Genomic DNA, 16391 nt, shown 5'->3' with positions numbered 1-16391 from the left:
TGCATCGCAGTAGAAACTTCCCATTTATCGTGCATTATGGGACAAATCGAGGTCGGCTGCCAATTAAAAAAGGGATGTGATGTTACCTGGAATTGATCAACTAGAAGCGTTCTCGGCTGTCGTCGAAACCGAAAGCTTTACGCGGGCGGCGGAGAGGCTGGGGCTTTCTCGTTCCTTGATCAGTCGTAGAATTGCACAGCTTGAGCTGGAGCTTGGAGTTCGACTACTAAACCGGACAACCCACTATGTGACGCCTACCACGTTGGGTTATGCTTTTCATGATAGGGTCAAGCGAATACTGCAGGAGATGAATGACGCAGTCGGCTACGTGACGGGAGCGATTTCGGAGATTAGCGGTCTAGTCCGTATTTCGGCACCGACGTTGTTTGGAACAATGTACCTTACCTCTGCGGTGCAGGATATTCTCGCAAAGCACCCCCGACTTGAACTCGTGCTTGACTTAACTGATCAGCCTGGTGATCTGTTCAGCGAGGGCACCGATTTCGCGCTTAGGATAGGAATTCTTAAAGACTCATCTCTGATTGCGAAATATTTTAAGCCTGTGCGCCAGGTTGTGGTGTGCAGCCCTTATTACGCTAAGAAAAACCCCTTACCAATCCATCCTCGCGATCTGGTGCGGCACGAATGCCTCGTCTATTCCAACCCGTTTTGCCCGCCTCCGTGGCGCTTCCGGGCGGACGGTCAGTGGCTCAGTCAACGGCCGAACGCGCGGCTATCCAGCAATAACCCAGAATCGATCCGAGACGCAGCAATAGCGGGCATGGGCATCGCGGTGCTCCCGATGTTCGTTGTGAGCAATGCGATCTCAAACGGGGACCTGATCATGGTGATGGAGGATCATCCGCTAGAAGACATGGGATTGTTCGCGCTCTTCCCTCCCAATGCACTCCTCCCCGCCAAGGTCAGGGTTGTGGTCGACTTCTTGGCGGCCAGATGGAAAAAACCTTTGCCGGACGCCAGTGGCCTCAAGAGCTATAGCCCCGTGCATTTGGCAACGGATCGCCTTCCAGCAGCATAGCAAGGTTCATTCTGTCGACAGCCCTTGGCGAAGTCAGATCGAATCCCGTCCAAACAGCTTTTTATACGATGACCTAAGACGCTTGGGCGGAGCTATGTTTCAGCCGCAGCTATCTTAGGCATTGGCTGGCTGTCTCTCGTTTTTTTGAAAACTCTGATGGCCATCAGTACGCCTGCGATCATTAGGGCTGACCCTGCCCATTCCTCGACCGACGGCCACCTGCCCTCGAAAGCGAACCCATACGCCAGGCCAAAACATACCTCACTCACGATCAACTGCGCTGTGAGCGACAATGGCAGGCGGCGAGAAGCAACGGCCCATGCCCACGATGCGATCCACGAACCCCCTAGACCCGATACCAAGGCCCACAAAAGAAACCTTAAGCTTGGTTCATTCGACAATGAAATATCGAGAACTGCGTTGCCTCGATCGGCGTTGGACAAAGCAAGAATTGGCAGGGAGCCTAAAAGGGCACCAACACCATGAAGAGACGTCCATGGAAGCGCTGCTGGTGCATCAGGCTTCTCCATTACGCGAGCATTGATCACGCCGTAAAGAATCCAAAGGAGAAGGGCGGCAATTGAGGAAAGAATGCCAAGGTAAAGATTGGGAACATTGCTCACCTCTCCAGCGTGTTGCATGGCCCAGATATTGACCAGACAGATACCTGAGGCGATCAAACCAAGCGGCATTGTTAACGCGGACCAACTTACCGACCGATCTCTCATGTTCCCTGTTATGGAAAGGATTACGGGCATCAAACCGACAATGAGAGGTGGGATTGACGCTCCCGCCGACGTCACGGCAAACGAAACGCTCAGGAAAATCCCCACGTATCCTACAAACCCCAGAAACATAGAGATCAAGCAGTTACGCACGGAAATGCCGGTCGGTCGAAATGATGGGAGCACCATTAGCAGTATCGATGCGCCACCAAATACGAGATTTCTCGCGAGCGCCAGTTCCAGTTCTGTGAAAGGAACCACAGCGCGAGCAGCCACAAAAGTTATGCCCCACATGGCTCCCGCAAAAAGTGCGGCTATGATTCCAAGTGTCATGTCATGGCTCCCTCAGCAATATTCATCTCGGAAACGGCCGCGCGGCGAAACTCCGGCGCGGTAACCGGTTTCGCCGTCGTGAACTGGTATCGCGTGAGGATGGCGGCCATGTTTTCGGCACTCATGACTGATCGGATGTCCGGGACAGGGCGTCCATCCGTCAAGCGATCGATCTCGTCCAAAATGACATCAGGAGGACTGACACGGTTGAGAAGCGTCACTTCTCTTGTAAGTGGCAGCCGAAGCGCCTCATAACGCTGAAGAGCAACTTCCGTTGAGGTGCAATTCGAAATGCAATCGGCCAACGTCTGGGCGTCCACAATCGCTTGGCATGCACCATTGGAACCGAATGGGTACATCGGGTGAGCCGCATCGCCCAACAATGTGACCCGTCCAAATGTCCAACGCCGCAATGGTTCTTTATCGACCATCGGATATCGCAGTACGGTCCGTGCCGCACGGAGCATTGTCGGAACATCCAGTCCTGGAAGTTTCCAATCCCGGTTGGCCCACGACAGCTCATGCTGATCACCCGCATCGTCCCACCGAACGTCATGTAAATGGCCAGTTCGAAGTTCCGCTACCCAATTAACGAGTTGGAGCCCGGTCTTGGCATCCGCTGTTTGGATTGGATATGCGACTATCTTGCCGGTCCGCAGGGAACCAGCAAGGATCATGGTTCCTCCGGTTAGAAAACCTGCAATTTCTGAAACACCGCGCCACATCGTTACCCCGGAGAATATGGGGGTATCGTTTTCCGGACATAGCTGATTGCGCACTCTGGAGTGAATACCATCACAACCCACCGCCACGTCAGCGGCAAAATTGCCTTCAGTTCCCTGGTGCGCTGCTGTAACGACCACGCGTCCTGGCGTCTGATCGATCTGCTTACATCGGTGCCCCATAATCAGTGCTTGAGGGCCAATCCTGTTTCTGAAGGCATTCAGAAGGACGCCATGCAGATGCCCCCGGTGAATTGAATATTGCGGCCACGCGTGTCCTGCGGCAAGACCACGCGCCTCAGAGTGGATTTCCTGTCCATGCTGGTTGTAAAATTTCAATTCAGTGGTTTTGTTCGCAACGCGTGCCAGTTCAGCTTCCAGGCCCAACTGCGCGAATATCGCCACGGCGTGAGGCAAAAGGTTAACCCCTGCGCCGATCGGTTGATACTCATTTGCAGCTTCGAGGACGCGGCAACCGATCCCTTTCGCATGTAGCGCTAGAGCGAGGGTCAAACCGCCGATCCCTCCCCCAATTATAAGGACATCAGACATGTGGCGGCTCCTTGGTGACTAGACAGCGGTGCCTTCGACCACACCCATCAAACGGGATTCAGGGTAATAGGAAGCGGCCATCGACCATCCGGCTCGCTCAAGCAGCATGCGATACTCGCCTTCCGTTCTCTCCTTCCCCGAGCCCCAGCACATCATGTGGATGTCGTAGAGTTTGGCAAAATGCGGCTCGGACGTTGCGGGGACAACATGTTCGACGATGAAGACTTTTCCCCCATTGGAGACCCTTCGCCTGAGGTTGGCTAGGATTGTGACGCACTCGTCGTCGTTCCAATCGTGGAGGATCATTTTTAGGAAGTATGCGTCAGCGTCGGGAACATCCTCGAACATATTTCCGCTGACATAGTCGCACCGGTTAGAGAGCCCCATCCTTGGTGCCCAATGCCCGTTTGTGTCGGCAACGACTTCAGGGAGGTCGAGAACGGTTCCAGTTAAATGCGGATTCGCTTGAAGCAACGAGCACGCCAAGTGCCCTTGCCCACCCGCTACATCGCAGATTTTGTGAAACTTGGTAAAATCATAGGGTCGCAGCGCTTCGAGTGCCAAGGCGGACTGGATCGTCGAAAAACTTGACATCGCACGACGAAACACAGAGCCGTAGTCAGCATTGGTATGCGCATATTCAAAAGCCATCTGGCCGTATTCACGAACAAACGCGTTCTGTTTCCCATCCCTGATCATCGGCACGAGATGTGACCATATGGCATAGTGCTCCGGTCCCTCCTCAAGCAGGGCCATGTATCTTAGTGAGCCATCCACATTGCTCCGCAGAAGATTGCCGTTTTCGGAGAGCGCAAATCGTCTCTCTTCATTTTCCACCAGCAGTCCAAGCGCGGCGAGCGACCGAAGCAATCTGGTTAACAGCTCCGGTTCAACAGCTAGCTCGGCGGCCAGGTCGGAGCCGGATTTGAAGTCGGACAGGTCCAGATGGTCGAACACGTTGAGGGCCACACCAGCATAAAGTATCTGGCTCTTCCACCTACCAAAGATTAAGTCTGTAACGCTGCCGACTGCGACGTTCATTCGAAACTCCCACAATGTTTGCAAATCGATGGTTGCAAGGTAGAGGGCATCGCTGCCCTTGGGGAGTGCCGCAGCGCGGACAGCATTTTCGATAAAATGCAACACCGCTGATGGGCCACTTAGGTCGCGCTTCCTCGAAAGTCTTCGGCACCGAATATTCCCGCGACATCTGATGTTTGAAAAACCGCAACAGCGATGTTCGCTGTTACGCACTTCTAGCCTTGGTTGTCTTCTGCAATGGTGGGCGCATCAGACAGGTCGCATTATTCTTCAGTCACATAGAGGATGTTTTCATGCATTTGATCGCTCAAATGGGCCACCTTACGATTGAAACCCCGGACATCGAGCAAAGCGTTCGCGAAGCGGAGCAACTATTAGGTATGCGCGTTTCCTCCCGCTCCGAGGGACGCGTAGGCCTCACGTCAAACACTCGTCGCGTCGAACTTTCTTTCATCTCGGCTCCCATCGCGGCTGTCTCCTCCATTGGTTTTGAAGCAATCTCACACGCTACGTTGGAGGTGGCACGATCACGGGTATTGAACAGTGGCTTGCAACTGGTTTCTGATCATCCAATCGCGGACGGAGCAGAGGCAGGCTTCGTCTTTGCGGGGCCGAGTGGGCACACCTTCGAAATCCATACTCCTGTTCCCCGTGATCAGCCTGCGGAATATCTGACGATGGGCGTGCGGCCGTCGCGGTTAGATCATGTGAGCATCATGGTGGGCGACGTTCCCCAAACAAGAGACATGCTCAGGGATGTCCTCGGTATGCAGCTGTCTGACACTGCCGACAATGAAGAATTCGTGTTTATGCGGGCGGCTGATCGGTTTCACCACACTGTTGCTGTGGTGAAAGGGCCGCCAGGATTGCATCATTTTTCTTTTGAGGCTCGCCATCTCGGCGACCTCCTTCGAGTGTGCGATCAGTTGCGCCACTTTGACCGTACACTCGTGTGGGGTCCCGGCCATCACGGAGCCAACGCTCAAAGTTACTTTACATACTACCGGGACGGAAATGGTTGCATCGTTGAACATTCCTTCGGAATGACAAAGATCGACAACGAAGAAATCTACGAGCCCCAGGTCTGGCCCGCGAACCCAGCACCCGATGAAGAATGGCTTAATTTGTGGGGTGCCCCGCCTTCGAAAATGTTCGCATCTCCCGGAATTCCTGTCTCCGACCGCTGGAACAAGGCGACCGCTGCCTAGCCCATCTGTTGCAACGGAGATATCTCACAATGAGGTTTGATTGGCCCCACGGGCTTTCCCTTTCCGCCGGGGCACTGGCGGAAGCACCTACGTTTTTGGCGTTGGCAAACCAACCTGATGTGATCTCATTTGCGGGGGGAGTTCCCGACGGATCACTTTTCCCATACGAGACCCTTCATGAGGCGGTCACAACGGCATTTTCAAATGCGGATTTGCGCAGTCGCTCATTTCAGTATGCGCCGAGTATTGGATATGAGCCACTCCGCCATCTGATCGCCGAGAAAATGCAAGCCAACGGCATAAATGCTGACGCGTCTCGGATACTGATCACAAACGGGGCTCAGCAGGCCCTGGATTTGGTCGGCAGACTTCTCATCGATCCCGGCGACCGCATCGCCGTAACAGCGCCAACATTCTTTGCTGCCATTGATACATTCAGCGTATATCGGCCAATTTTTGAAAATATTCCATTCAACGAGAGTGGTTTTGACCTCGATGTGGCGCGGACTGTGCTCTCTAAGAGACCAAAATTCCTTTATCTCATTCCCGATTTTCAGAACCCCACGGGGCTATGCATCTCCAAAAACGACCGCCTGGCGTTGCTCAAACTTTGTATCGAGTTTGAGGTCCCCATTGTCGAAGACAGCCCATACGAACGTCTTCGTTTCACTGGCGACGACATTTCATCTGTAGCCAGCATGGCGGATGAGGCTGGTTTTGGAAGCAATGTCATCTACATCAACTCGTTCTCCAAAACGATCGCTCCTGGCCTGCGGGTTGGATGGCTATCGGCGTGCTCGGCTCTAATCAAAAAGCTGTCCGCGCTGAAACTCGCGGCCGATGTGCACGCGAGCGTTTTCAACCAGATCGTCGTTGCCCATGTGGCGTCCACCGTGCTGCCGTCACATGTTGAAACCGTGAAGAAAGCCTATCATGCGAAGAGGAACCGTATGATAGCCGCGCTCTCAGAGCATATGCCACGTAACTGCAAATGGACGGAGCCTGAGGGCGGGCTGTTCGTTTGGCTGCAATTCCCTGAAGCCATGGACACGTCCACGCTTCTTTCAAAATCCCTAGCGGTAGCAAAGGTTGCCTTCGTCCCTGGGGTTCTGTCCTACGCAGATAGATCGAAGAAAAACTTTTGCCGTCTGAGTTTTGCAACGGCTTCGGCGGCACAGATCACCGAAGGAATCGAGCGACTTGGTAAAATCGTCGCGCACGAGGGGCAGGACGACGTCTATCTCGCGGCGTCAACAGCGTAGGGGATTTCAATGATAGTTGAACATCGAACCTATCGTATCACCCCCGGCCAGTTGCACAATTACATGAAGCTGTATGAGGAAGAGGGATTGGAGCTGCAGAGCCGACACCTCGGAGACCCGATCGGGTGGTATTTCACGGATATCGGCGTCCTAAATTCCGTGATTCATCTCTGGCAATATCAGGACATCAACGATCGTGCTCGTCGCCGCTCGGTTTTGGCGGCTGATTCGGCCTGGCATGCCTATCTCCCGAAGGTCACTCCGCTCATCCAAGAAATGCGTTCCGAAATCCTTCTCCCGGCACCCTTCTTTAAGTTGTCGGAAAGGCACACATCGCCAGCCTCCTAAGGCGGGCCAAAGCCGTCGAAAATTTTGCGCCTGTAAACCAGGAGAGAAAGATGAAACGTAGCATTGCCACGGTGACGATGACTGGCACACTTCCTGAAAAGCTTCGAGCAGCTAGCGCCGCTGGCTTCGGAGGGATTGAGCTGTGTGAAGCCGACATCGGAGAAATATCGCTAAGGGATATCGCCTCCATGGCGATGGATTGGGGCTTGCAAATAGACGTTCTTCAACCCTTTCGAAATTTTGAAGGAATTTCATCCTTTCAACATGAACGCAACCTTGATCAAGCGGACCGTATTTTCGATCGTATGAACGAACTGGGAGCAGCCAGAATGCTGGTTTGCTCCAATACGCAGGAGCAAGCGCTTCGAGACGATAGGCTGAGTGCATCGCAACTGCGGGACTTGGCAGGAAAGGCAGCGAAGCACGGCCTGAAGGTTGGCTTTGAAGCATTGTCCTGGGGAACGCACATTTGCACGTTCGATCACGCTTATCGCATAATCGCGGAGGCGGACCATCCGGCACTTGGGTTGGTAGTTGACAGCTTCCATACGCTCGCCCTCCCCTTTGCTTGGGATACGATTGCTGAGATTGATGGAAGTCGAATTGCTTACGTTCAAATCGCCGATGCTATGAAGCTGGATTTGCCGGTTATTGAGTGGAGTCGACATCATCGATGCCTTCCCGCCGACGGAGATTTAGACGTTTCAGGGTTCTTGGCGGCTGTCCTTGCAACCGGCTATCGGGGGCCCGTCTCGCTGGAAATTTTCAGCGATGCGCTAAAGTTACTTCCGGCTGGAGAGATTGCACGCCGTGGAATGAGGTCTCTCATTTCTCTTGAGAGGCAGATCGAAACTGCCTTTGCTCCAGGTGATGACATGCGAGTATCGGCGGCGGGCTAGGTTCTCGTGACGGGCAAAATCCCCGCCCTTTCGCCCTTTCCTCGGTCAGATTATTCCGTTGAGATGCCCGCCGCTCGGATAATCGTTGTAGCGTGCGGAGGCGATGCTCGTTGGCCATCGGATGCTTTTGCGCGATCAATTGTCGATCGACGTCAAATGATCGGCCTGGACGCAGATTTGATCTATGACCCTGAGGCTCGACATCGGGCTCTTTTGCCGGGCGAGAGAACACCCAGGTCGCTCACGGCGGCAGCGACGAAGCGGATGCGCGGCTTGGCGAGGCTGCATGGACAGCGATCACACAGGTGCTGCAGTCGTGGTGCGGCCCATCGTCTAGGCATCCGAAACACCAGGCGACCAGCCGGTCGTTGCGGCCCAACGATCTGCGCGACGGATGACCTGCCACAGGTAATCCTCTTTGCCCGTAATGTAAGCCAGCCGGTCGTTTCGAAACTGTGCAGCCAAGCTCCGCTTCAGAGCAGCATATGTCCCGTGCTCCTCGACATGGAGCCGCATATAATCCCTAAAAAGCAACGTCCATTGCTCGTGCCAGCTACCCAGACGCCGGATATGAATATGGGTGCGCTCATGACCAGGAATTTCTCGAAAATATCGCTTTGTCAGCTCAGGGTTGGAAGAGCGCCAAACGTAGCCAACGGTTTCGAGAGCTTCGACCAAATCGTCCATATGATCAAAGTTAGCAACTGAGATTTGAATATCGATGATTGGCTTCGCCGCCAAGCCTTGGATAGCGGTCGATCCGATATGATCGATACGCTGCGCCTGTTTACTGAGCGCTTCACGGAGCGCAGTCGCCTTTGCCCGGAATTTTGTCGTCCATTCAGGAGACCAGTCGGATATCTCTACCGGTTCATTCGAGGTCACGTGTTGCTCCAACTGTGCAATGATGGGCAAGAGCCAGCACCACTAGGTATTGCCCCGCAATTCCTTCATCAGCACCGGATTTTCTCGCGCGGCGTCGATGATGGTCCATCCGAGCGCCTCGTAAAACCCAACAGCATCTCTCGCGGCATGAACCATCAGTCTTTCAATTCCATGCAGAGCTGCGAATTCGTCGAGACCTTTCATCAACGCCCGACCGAGCCCACGCCGCTGGAAATCCGAGTGGATCGCGACCGTCCGCACCGTGGCTTCGTTGTCGCCGATCAGATCGAGACGCGCCGCCCCGACAGGCGTGCTTCCAATCATAAGGAGCATCGGCAGATGCCCAGGCATCCTGTCATCGGGGTGGTTCGCGTCATATCCTGCCAGTCCCCGAACGTCGAACAGAACAGATCGGCGGATTTCGTGATAGGCTTCCCATTGTTGTGGGGTCGACACCTGAACGACCCGCAGATCGTTTTGCCGAGGCTCATTCATCTAAAACTCCGATAGGATTTGAGTGAGATGTCTATGTGGGCAAAGGCAATAGCGGATCAGCATCTCGCAAGTTCAAGACCGTGCCGGAGCTTCCGCCGACGATGAGGATGTTTTTATTCATAAAAACCAATTGGCAGCAACCTAAATGAAATAGGTCAGGACGCTGCTCTAGACGGCGCAAACCGATCCTCAATCCGAAGAGCTAGCTTGTTGGTCTGTCATTTCAGCGGTAAGCGCAATCCGAATGCGCTCTGCTAACCGCGCCATTTCGAGCTCATCAATCTGCAGGATGCCATTCTCGACCATCAGTGCATTGTATTGCTGCTTTTCTAGTGGAACACCTCTTGGTAGCGGTGCAACGTGAAAATGAAGATGACTATTTGCTTGCTGACTGCCAAGGGAGAGCACGTATATCCGCTCAGCGTTGAATGCCGTTTTCAACGCCCGAGACAGGAGGTAGACCATCTCTTGTAAGCGAAGGTACTCGGCTTTGTTCAAGTCTTTCGATAAGTCCTCACGATGCTCACGAGGGCATACGAGGCAATACCCTTGCAGGGTCGGATACTTGCTCAAGAAAATGATCGTCTCGGAGTCTTCATAAACGCGGTGATGAAAGAAGCTTGGATCATTCGCGACACAGCCGCAGATGAAGCATGGTCGCGTCTTGATTCCTTCTAGGTAGCGATCTAGGTCGAAGGGTACGCGGGTCGTCACAATTGTCCTCCTCTCGGGGCTTGAGCAATCACTCGAAATACAGAATGTCTTCGAAGCGGATCGCGCCCCTTGGCCAATCCGAGGCGCATGGCTATCAGTGGACGACTGCGACAACTGGAATCCCGGCCCCCTCCGCAGCGCGAACTAGCGCTGCACGCGCGACCTTTGCCGAAATATTACCCTGAATGGCATCTACACACGTCTTCACTGCCGCGACATATTCCTCTCCATCGTCCGTTGGCCATCCTGCGATAAGCACGTCGGCGATATCGGCAAGTGATCGGATCAGTCTGTCGTTTGCTTGGCCCCTGATCACGAGCGACAAGGGCGGGAAGTCTCCTCGTTTGTGCCAGTTCATCAAGCCAACTGCGGGCATCGATATTACCTTTTTTAACCCGTAAGACAGGTAGCGCGGTCGGTCCGCGAGACATTTCGCCGTCAAAACTTAAAATTTTAACTTTTTCATTGCTGCTGTAAGATAACCGGCGGCACATACATCGGTGTGATGAGGCCATCGCTTTGAATTCGTTTCTGGACATTGGATGGCGCTCTGCCAGAAGGCGTCGGCTTTGCACTCCCGCCTCTCTTTCCAGATGGCGCCGCTGCTGATACGGACTGCGATTCCGTTAGCGTCATTGCCTGCAGCACGGCAAGTGCGAAATCGCTGTATGATTTTCCTCCCTGTGAAAATAGCCAATACTTGCCGTAATGTCCCAAGGCCACACACGGTAAGTCAGCCGCTCCACAGCCGCTTGGCGGGGTCGAACTGCGACCATGGTATAGCCATCCATGCCGGGGAGGTTTTATCGTCAATGCTGCCAGGTCTTCAGCCCGAATCGGATCGCCATTTACAGCGTTTGCATACAGATCGCGCATAACCTGGACTGCTTTCGCGCTATTAACCGGCGTTACCGAAAGCGTTGACGAACTAGAAAAGTCTCCGACACTCAGCGCGACCTCGCTCGTAACACCTGGAGGCGCAAAAGTACGCTTCGGAGACGCATTTATCGAGCTGTCATATTTCAGGCTTGCGCCCGAGATGTTCGCAAAAGCTGGAACGGTATAGGGATCATCTATAGCTTTCGAAAGTTGCATCTTTATTTGGTCGTACGAAGCCGACTCAACGCTGCTCTGATATCTTTTTGCGCCCTGTAAGCTTAAGACGTCCGCACATCCCGAAATGAACACTGCAAACAAAGGTATAAAAAGTATCATTTTCATGGTCGCCCCCTAAATGGGAACAATACTATTGGTAATTACAATCGAGAGTCGAGTACCTTCTTACGTCACCAGTGCTATTCCGAAATTTCCTACATCTTGCTCCGAGGACAGCTAAGACGGCGAGGCTTTCCCCATCAGTTGACTGGCAATAGTGAGGGCGACCAGCTGTGGAATTGTGCGAGCGCCAGTCTTTGCCTTCATCCGCTCGATCCGATGTTCAATGGTACGATGAGACAGTTCGACCTGTTGCGCGATCTCCTTTGCGGAGAGCCCCCTGTATAACGCCTGCAGGATCCCATGGTCGGTTTCATCCGCATGCATGTCGCCGACAGGGATTGGAAGCAACAGCCGGATATCAATGACCGCGATGCACCAGCCCCCACCTTTTTGTGGAAGCAACAAAGAATCCAGCGCGGCAAACCTCCCGGCTTTTTCGATCATTTCCTTGTTCGCAACTGGTCGCTTATGCGTCTGCGTTTCGTGGTGCCGGAGAGCGAGCCGCTCGCGAGCGATCTCATTGGCAATTGGTGCGTCTCCGTCGACCGCCTCGTAACCCCTTGGGACAACGCATTTTCCGTCCACAAGAACAGCGAGAACCATGCTGGAAGTGAAGAGGCTCAACCCCGGACGGTAGACGAGTTCCGGAGAGCTGTCGGCCTCGCTGTGAATCCACGCATCCCAAATTTCTCTGGACGCGTAAGTAAAGCCCTTCCTGGGCTTCATCGGCGAGAAATCCGGTCGGCGGTTTTCTGGGCCTTGCTGAAATCCGGCGAAAACGACCGTTTTTGTCATCCCCAAGGTATCACCTTTTGTCGGATGCCAATTTCCTTGCCACGCTCATTTTCCAATCAGCCCGAAGCCGAGTGGCGGAAACGGTGGTTTTTGTCAACGTGAGAAGTGGCAAGGAATACGTATGAGAATTGGATACGCGCGGGTCTCGACGCTCGATCAAAACCTTGATCTACAAATAAGCGCGTTGAAAGCTTCGGGCTGCGATGCTGTTCTCTGCGACAAGAAATCAGGTGCTCGAAGGGACCGCACTGGCCTCTCGGACGCGCTACGAAGCCTCAAACGCGACGACACGTTAGTTGTGTGGAAAATGGATCGCATTGCCCGTTCCTTGGAGCATTTGGTGACTCTGATCAGCCGACTCCAGAAGCGCGGCGTCCATTTTATGTCATTAACCGAAGCCTTTGACACTTCCTCCCCAATTGGCCGCATGACGTTGCACATGTTGGGCGCATTTGCCGAGTTCGAGAAAGAGGTTATCCGGGAACGAACGCTCGCCGGTCTCGCTGCCGCCCGTGACAAGGGACAGCGGCTCGGGCGGCGTCCATTGTTGAGCGTTGAACAACAGGCGGAGATCATAGAGTTGGCGAGGTCTGGACTGGAGCTACCAAGCAAATTGGCGGAACGATACAATGTGCACCCAAGGACAATCCGGCGATGCCTTGCCAAGGGTACAGTCAGTCCATGATCACCTAAACAGCTGCACAATCGCCTGCGGGCTCTGGTTGGCCATGTTTAATGACTGAATGGCAAGCTGCTGCTGTGTCTGCAGGGCAGCAAGCTTCGCCGATTGTTGCTCCATATCGGCGTCAACGAGCCTGCCAACGCCCTTGTCGACGTTGTCGATCATGTGGTTATTGAACTCGTCCTGGATCGCAACACGCTTCTGAGCAGAGCCTACTGACGACATGCCGGTGACGACGGCTTGGATACGCTCGTCCAACTGGTTGATGAAGATATTGTATTGCTGATCGCGGTCCAAACCACTCTGCGCGATGCGTACCTCAGAGTTGCGAAGCGTATATTGGTTCTCGTTCTTGATCACTTCGCCGCCGCCATCGACATAGGTGAGCGTGGAGGTGATTTGCCCGAAATAAAGGACACCGTCGAGGTAGCCCATGTTTTCCGAACCCGGAGCACCCCAGGAATTGTCGACCGTACGACCATAATTGATCATAGTCGTGTCTTTGGTATCGAGGGATATCGTCAGTACCTGTCCATTAACGAAGCCGGTGGTGAACTCTGTCTTTGCACCCGGCAGGTCCGGCTCATCCTTGTCGTTCCTTAGAAGGTTGACGCCGCCGAATGAGGAAGAATCCACGATGGAGTTGATCTGCTGCCAGTGCTGGTAGATTTCCGCATCCACTTTGGCGACCAGCGAGGAATCGTAGACGCTATCGGGCTGATCCTGGACAAAATTGGTATAACCATCGGTTGCTGGCGGCGGCAGGCTTTGGGCGGTGATGACGAGATTGCGGATGGTGGTCAGTTCCTCGCGGATGCTGTCCATGCCGTTATAGGTCGTATCAAGAACGGCCTTCGCAAAGCCGATGCTGTCAGAGACTGCCGACATTGCCTTTTTGTCGGATCGCATCGTTGTGGAAATCGACCAGTAGGCGGCATTGTCCGATGCGTTCGCGACGCGAAGGCCGGACGACACCTGCTGCTGTGTTTTCGTCAAGTCGCCATCGACCGTCCGCAAGGTCTGCAGGGCAGCCATGGCTCCGTTATTTGTAATGATTGATGTCATGATGGCCGCCATTGAGCTTTGGCTTCGTCATGAAGCAACAACCTATGGCGTCATTTTTCCAGCAGGTTGCGTTAACAATGCTGCCCAAATTCGAGGGGGAAAATACCCTCGACGGCGCATTGACGATGAGGTGCGGCAGCACGGCGCAAAACACAGTCATAAAAAGCTCATGAACCTCGTCGACTACACAACCCCAATCCCATCACTCGTACTCGATCTTGATTCGGCAAGGTCAGTTGCCGGAAAGCAAACATATGATTTATCTCCTGCGTCACGGTGAGACCGTTTGGAATAGGCTTGGCCGATTTCAGGGGCAGTTAGACTCGCAGCTGACAAACCGTGGGATTGAACAAGCGGATATTGTTGCGAGGCTTCTTCATGCGACGGTATCTCGCGACCTCGGCTCGTTCGAGATGCAAGTAAGCCCCTTAGGAAGAGCCCGAGAGACCGCCCAGAGGGTACATCATGTTCTCCCCATAGTTATCCGGGAGGTTGATCTGCTTAAGGAAGTGACCGTCGGTTCATGGGACGGAATGACCCGGTTCGAGATCGACAACGAATTTCCTGGTATCCTCGATGGGACCGACGCTTTTAATTGGTATTTTAGATCACCTGACGGTGAGAGCTTCGACGCTGCATGTAGTCGGGCATCCAGTTGGATTGCTAGCGTCAAGCGACCGACTGTCGCGATTTCACATGGTCTCTTCGGCCGGATAATCCGAGGCGTCTACGCAGGTATGTCACGGAAAGACATGCTCGAACTTCCCGTGCCCCAAAATGCGTTCCATTGCCTTAAGAACGGGGAGATCAGTTTTATCAGCGGCGAAGCAGACTTGCACAGCAGCGGGATAGCTTTGTCCACACCAGGCTAAGACCAACATTCTCACGGTTGCGAGCACCATGAACTTTGAATCGAGCAGAGATTTCCTTGAGTTCCACTCGCTTCCGCTGGCGGCAATCACCTCAATCATTGACCGAGCGGGCCACCTCGCGAAGCAGTGGCCGCCCGCACCATGCCGCAAACACTTCAAGGAAAGCGAGTCGGCCTAATCGTCGACGACACAGGTTGGCGGAATACCGCTGCTTTCGACCTCGGCGTGAAAGGCGATGGGTGGCGTATGCATGCAACCGCTCATCACCTTCGATGTTCGCGAGACCACCGCCGACCTCGCGGGCTATTTCGACAATTGGCTTGATCTTCTCGTCGCGAGGACGAGGGAGCTTGCCACCTTGAAGGAGCTTGCGTCTGCCATGGACGCGCCGACCGTCGTACATCTCCTTGCAGCAGCTAGCCATTTTTGCGACCTATTTAACCTGGTATGTGTGTCGCTCATTTCTTGACCGGCTGCGGGCATCTCGAAGTGAAGTAGGACCCTTCGCGTGATAAACATCTGCGATGTCGATGGTGGCCTGATGCTTCGTTATGACCCGATGCAGTTCGAATTCACATAAGGGAGGGCTGATGGTAAAGGCAGTTTTCTGTCACATCAGCTTAATGGGTGAAATGGGGAAACATAGGCACATTCGCCTTAGAGAAGCGCTTATTCTGGGGATTTACCCCACCGTGTTTTTACTATTTATATGGTACAATTATTTCTCGCAGTATAACTTGGTTTTAAACCATAAAATACTTGGCGATGAGGCTTGCTACAACAATATTAGACTCCATTACCTCAGGCATGTCGCAGCTTCTGCAGGCTTCCTTGCGACTTATTTTCCGATCCTCGTGATAATCAGAATATGGCGCACGCCTACAGGCGCAGGTGTTTCGGCGTTTCTCGCAGCTGTAGTTTCTGTCCTTGTTGCAGGACAGCTCGTAAGTAAATTTGTTTGTACTTGATTTCGGGCGATCCAATGTCTGATGAATGAACTCCCAGGTCGACTGCGGGGGCCGCCCACAGCCTTCTCCGACCTAAGTCCCTACCGCGACCAAATCGGCTGTCCGCTGTTTCCTTCGCATGACGAAGGAGGACTGCCATGCCCATTGAGCCGGAAAATCTCGCCCCCGATCAGCTTGCGAGCGTGCAGGCGGCGATGTCCGCCGACCAGAACTGGAAAGCTCGTCGATCTCTGTGAGCAATGGTCGGCAGAAGCGTCCTGTTGGAGGGCTATGTGTCCGATTTCGGTGATCGGGAGAAAGCGACGGCTATCGCCGCAATGATTGGGTCCGGAGAATGTACACGACCGGATGCGAGACCGCGAAGAGATAATCGGATAACGCTTCATCTCAAAGGCGTCCGACGGGCATGGTGGTCCCCAGTGGATCGAATGCACTCTTGGCGCACCCGGTGATGGTCCTTGGGCCGACGGCGACTTTTCCATTTTGCGAACAGGGTGGATCATTTGCAATTTTAGCCGTTTTCTTGACGAACCGGCAGTCATCGAGGTGTAAGCTATCAATGTCGAGG

General features: G+C 53.8%; 20 protein-coding genes. 10 read left to right on the top strand and 10 right to left on the bottom strand.

Annotation, left to right across the window (positions count from 1 at the left end; all coding sequences use genetic code 11):
- Window positions 1-79 precede the first annotated feature (79 nt).
- Complete coding sequence (locus tag CO660_RS05470) at window positions 80-1039, top strand: LysR family transcriptional regulator (RefSeq protein ID WP_097597900.1); 960 nt, start codon at window positions 80-82, stop codon at window positions 1037-1039.
- Between the two features lie 92 nt (window positions 1040-1131).
- On the opposite strand, the gene CO660_RS05465 is transcribed toward CO660_RS05470, so the two are convergent.
- Genes CO660_RS05465 through CO660_RS05455 form a run of 3 tightly spaced genes read right to left on the bottom strand, consistent with a single transcriptional unit; the run spans window position 1132 to window position 4412 of the window.
- Entirely contained in the window at window positions 1132-2097 is a 966-nt protein-coding gene (locus tag CO660_RS05465) for a DMT family transporter (RefSeq protein WP_097597899.1), read from the bottom strand.
- Window positions 2094-3371 carry an FAD-dependent monooxygenase gene (locus CO660_RS05460; protein WP_097597898.1) on the bottom strand — a complete coding sequence of 426 codons (1278 nt, stop codon included), beginning with the start codon at window positions 3369-3371 and terminating at the stop codon, window positions 2094-2096. Before CO660_RS05460 ends, CO660_RS05465 begins: the two co-directional genes overlap by 4 nt.
- 18 nt (window positions 3372-3389) lie before the next feature.
- Window positions 3390-4412 carry a methyltransferase gene (locus tag CO660_RS05455; protein ID WP_097598112.1) on the bottom strand — a complete coding sequence of 341 codons (1023 nt, stop codon included), beginning with the start codon at window positions 4410-4412 and terminating at the stop codon, window positions 3390-3392.
- Window positions 4413-4705: 293 nt separating this feature from the next.
- On the opposite strand from CO660_RS05455, the gene CO660_RS05450 reads away from it, so the two are divergent.
- The 4 genes from CO660_RS05450 to CO660_RS05435 are packed head-to-tail and all read left to right on the top strand — an operon-like array spanning window position 4706 to window position 8129.
- Complete coding sequence (locus tag CO660_RS05450; RefSeq protein ID WP_141504799.1) at window positions 4706-5620, top strand: VOC family protein; 915 nt, start codon at window positions 4706-4708, stop codon at window positions 5618-5620.
- Window positions 5621-5649: 29 nt separating this feature from the next.
- Window positions 5650-6882, top strand: a complete 1233-nt coding sequence (locus CO660_RS05445) for a PLP-dependent aminotransferase family protein (RefSeq protein WP_097597896.1) — start codon at window positions 5650-5652, stop codon at window positions 6880-6882.
- A gap of 9 nt (window positions 6883-6891) precedes the next feature.
- Window positions 6892-7230: an NIPSNAP family protein gene (locus tag CO660_RS05440; RefSeq protein WP_097597895.1), complete on the top strand. Its 339-nt coding sequence runs from the start codon at window positions 6892-6894 to the stop codon at window positions 7228-7230.
- A 50-nt stretch (window positions 7231-7280) separates the two neighbouring features.
- Window positions 7281-8129: a sugar phosphate isomerase/epimerase family protein gene (locus CO660_RS05435; protein WP_097597894.1), complete on the top strand. Its 849-nt coding sequence runs from the start codon at window positions 7281-7283 to the stop codon at window positions 8127-8129.
- 333 nt (window positions 8130-8462) lie between these two features.
- On the opposite strand, the gene CO660_RS05430 is transcribed toward CO660_RS05435, so the two are convergent.
- From CO660_RS05430 to CO660_RS05405, 6 genes are all read right to left on the bottom strand, one after another.
- On the bottom strand, window positions 8463-9014 hold the full coding sequence (locus tag CO660_RS05430; protein WP_097598111.1) for a GrpB family protein: 552 nt from the start codon (window positions 9012-9014) through the stop codon (window positions 8463-8465).
- 42 nt (window positions 9015-9056) lie between these two features.
- Window positions 9057-9509 carry a GNAT family N-acetyltransferase gene (locus tag CO660_RS05425; RefSeq protein ID WP_097597893.1) on the bottom strand — a complete coding sequence of 151 codons (453 nt, stop codon included), beginning with the start codon at window positions 9507-9509 and terminating at the stop codon, window positions 9057-9059.
- A 189-nt stretch (window positions 9510-9698) separates the two neighbouring features.
- Window positions 9699-10223 (bottom strand): HIT family protein, encoded by a 525-nt coding sequence (locus CO660_RS05420; protein ID WP_097597892.1) that lies wholly within the window; start codon window positions 10221-10223, stop codon window positions 9699-9701.
- A gap of 94 nt (window positions 10224-10317) precedes the next feature.
- The gene (locus CO660_RS05415) at window positions 10318-10599 is read right to left on the bottom strand and encodes a DUF982 domain-containing protein (RefSeq protein ID WP_097598110.1); all 282 of its coding nucleotides are present in this window, start codon (window positions 10597-10599) and stop codon (window positions 10318-10320) included.
- A gap of 86 nt (window positions 10600-10685) precedes the next feature.
- Window positions 10686-11444, bottom strand: a complete 759-nt coding sequence (locus CO660_RS05410; RefSeq protein ID WP_097597891.1) for a hypothetical protein — start codon at window positions 11442-11444, stop codon at window positions 10686-10688.
- A gap of 111 nt (window positions 11445-11555) precedes the next feature.
- Complete coding sequence (locus tag CO660_RS05405; RefSeq protein ID WP_097597890.1) at window positions 11556-12236, bottom strand: helix-turn-helix transcriptional regulator; 681 nt, start codon at window positions 12234-12236, stop codon at window positions 11556-11558.
- Between the two features lie 121 nt (window positions 12237-12357).
- Here CO660_RS05405 and CO660_RS05400 point away from each other — a divergent pair, with 121 nt between their 5' ends.
- Entirely contained in the window at window positions 12358-12921 is a 564-nt protein-coding gene (locus CO660_RS05400) for a recombinase family protein (RefSeq protein ID WP_097597889.1), read from the top strand.
- Here CO660_RS05400 and CO660_RS05395 read toward each other — a convergent pair whose 3' ends face one another.
- A complete protein-coding gene (locus tag CO660_RS05395; RefSeq protein ID WP_097597888.1) occupies window positions 12922-13995 on the bottom strand; it encodes a flagellin in 1074 nt (357 codons plus the stop codon).
- Here CO660_RS05395 and CO660_RS33200 point away from each other — a divergent pair.
- The 4 genes from CO660_RS33200 to CO660_RS32680 all read left to right on the top strand — a co-directional run bounded on the left by CO660_RS33200 (window position 13982) and on the right by CO660_RS32680 (window position 15823).
- Complete coding sequence (locus CO660_RS33200) at window positions 13982-14263, top strand: hypothetical protein (protein ID WP_176536234.1); 282 nt, start codon at window positions 13982-13984, stop codon at window positions 14261-14263. The two genes, CO660_RS05395 and CO660_RS33200, sit on opposite strands and share 14 nt — an antisense overlap.
- Window positions 14238-14855, top strand: a complete 618-nt coding sequence (locus tag CO660_RS05390; protein ID WP_097597887.1) for a histidine phosphatase family protein — start codon at window positions 14238-14240, stop codon at window positions 14853-14855. Before CO660_RS33200 ends, CO660_RS05390 begins: the two co-directional genes overlap by 26 nt.
- A 250-nt stretch (window positions 14856-15105) precedes the next feature.
- Window positions 15106-15324 (top strand): hypothetical protein, encoded by a 219-nt coding sequence (locus CO660_RS33195; protein WP_176536233.1) that lies wholly within the window; start codon window positions 15106-15108, stop codon window positions 15322-15324.
- 121 nt (window positions 15325-15445) lie between these two features.
- Window positions 15446-15823, top strand: coding sequence for a hypothetical protein (locus CO660_RS32680; RefSeq protein WP_141504797.1), 378 nt, complete (start codon window positions 15446-15448; stop codon window positions 15821-15823).
- Window positions 15824-16391: the final 568 nt, after the last annotated feature.

Origin of the sequence: Rhizobium sp. L9 (assembly GCF_002531885.1) — a bacterium.
Taxonomy (GTDB): domain Bacteria; phylum Pseudomonadota; class Alphaproteobacteria; order Rhizobiales; family Rhizobiaceae; genus Rhizobium.
Note: the sequence above shows the minus strand (reverse complement) of the source record. Positions and strands in the feature narration are given on the sequence as shown.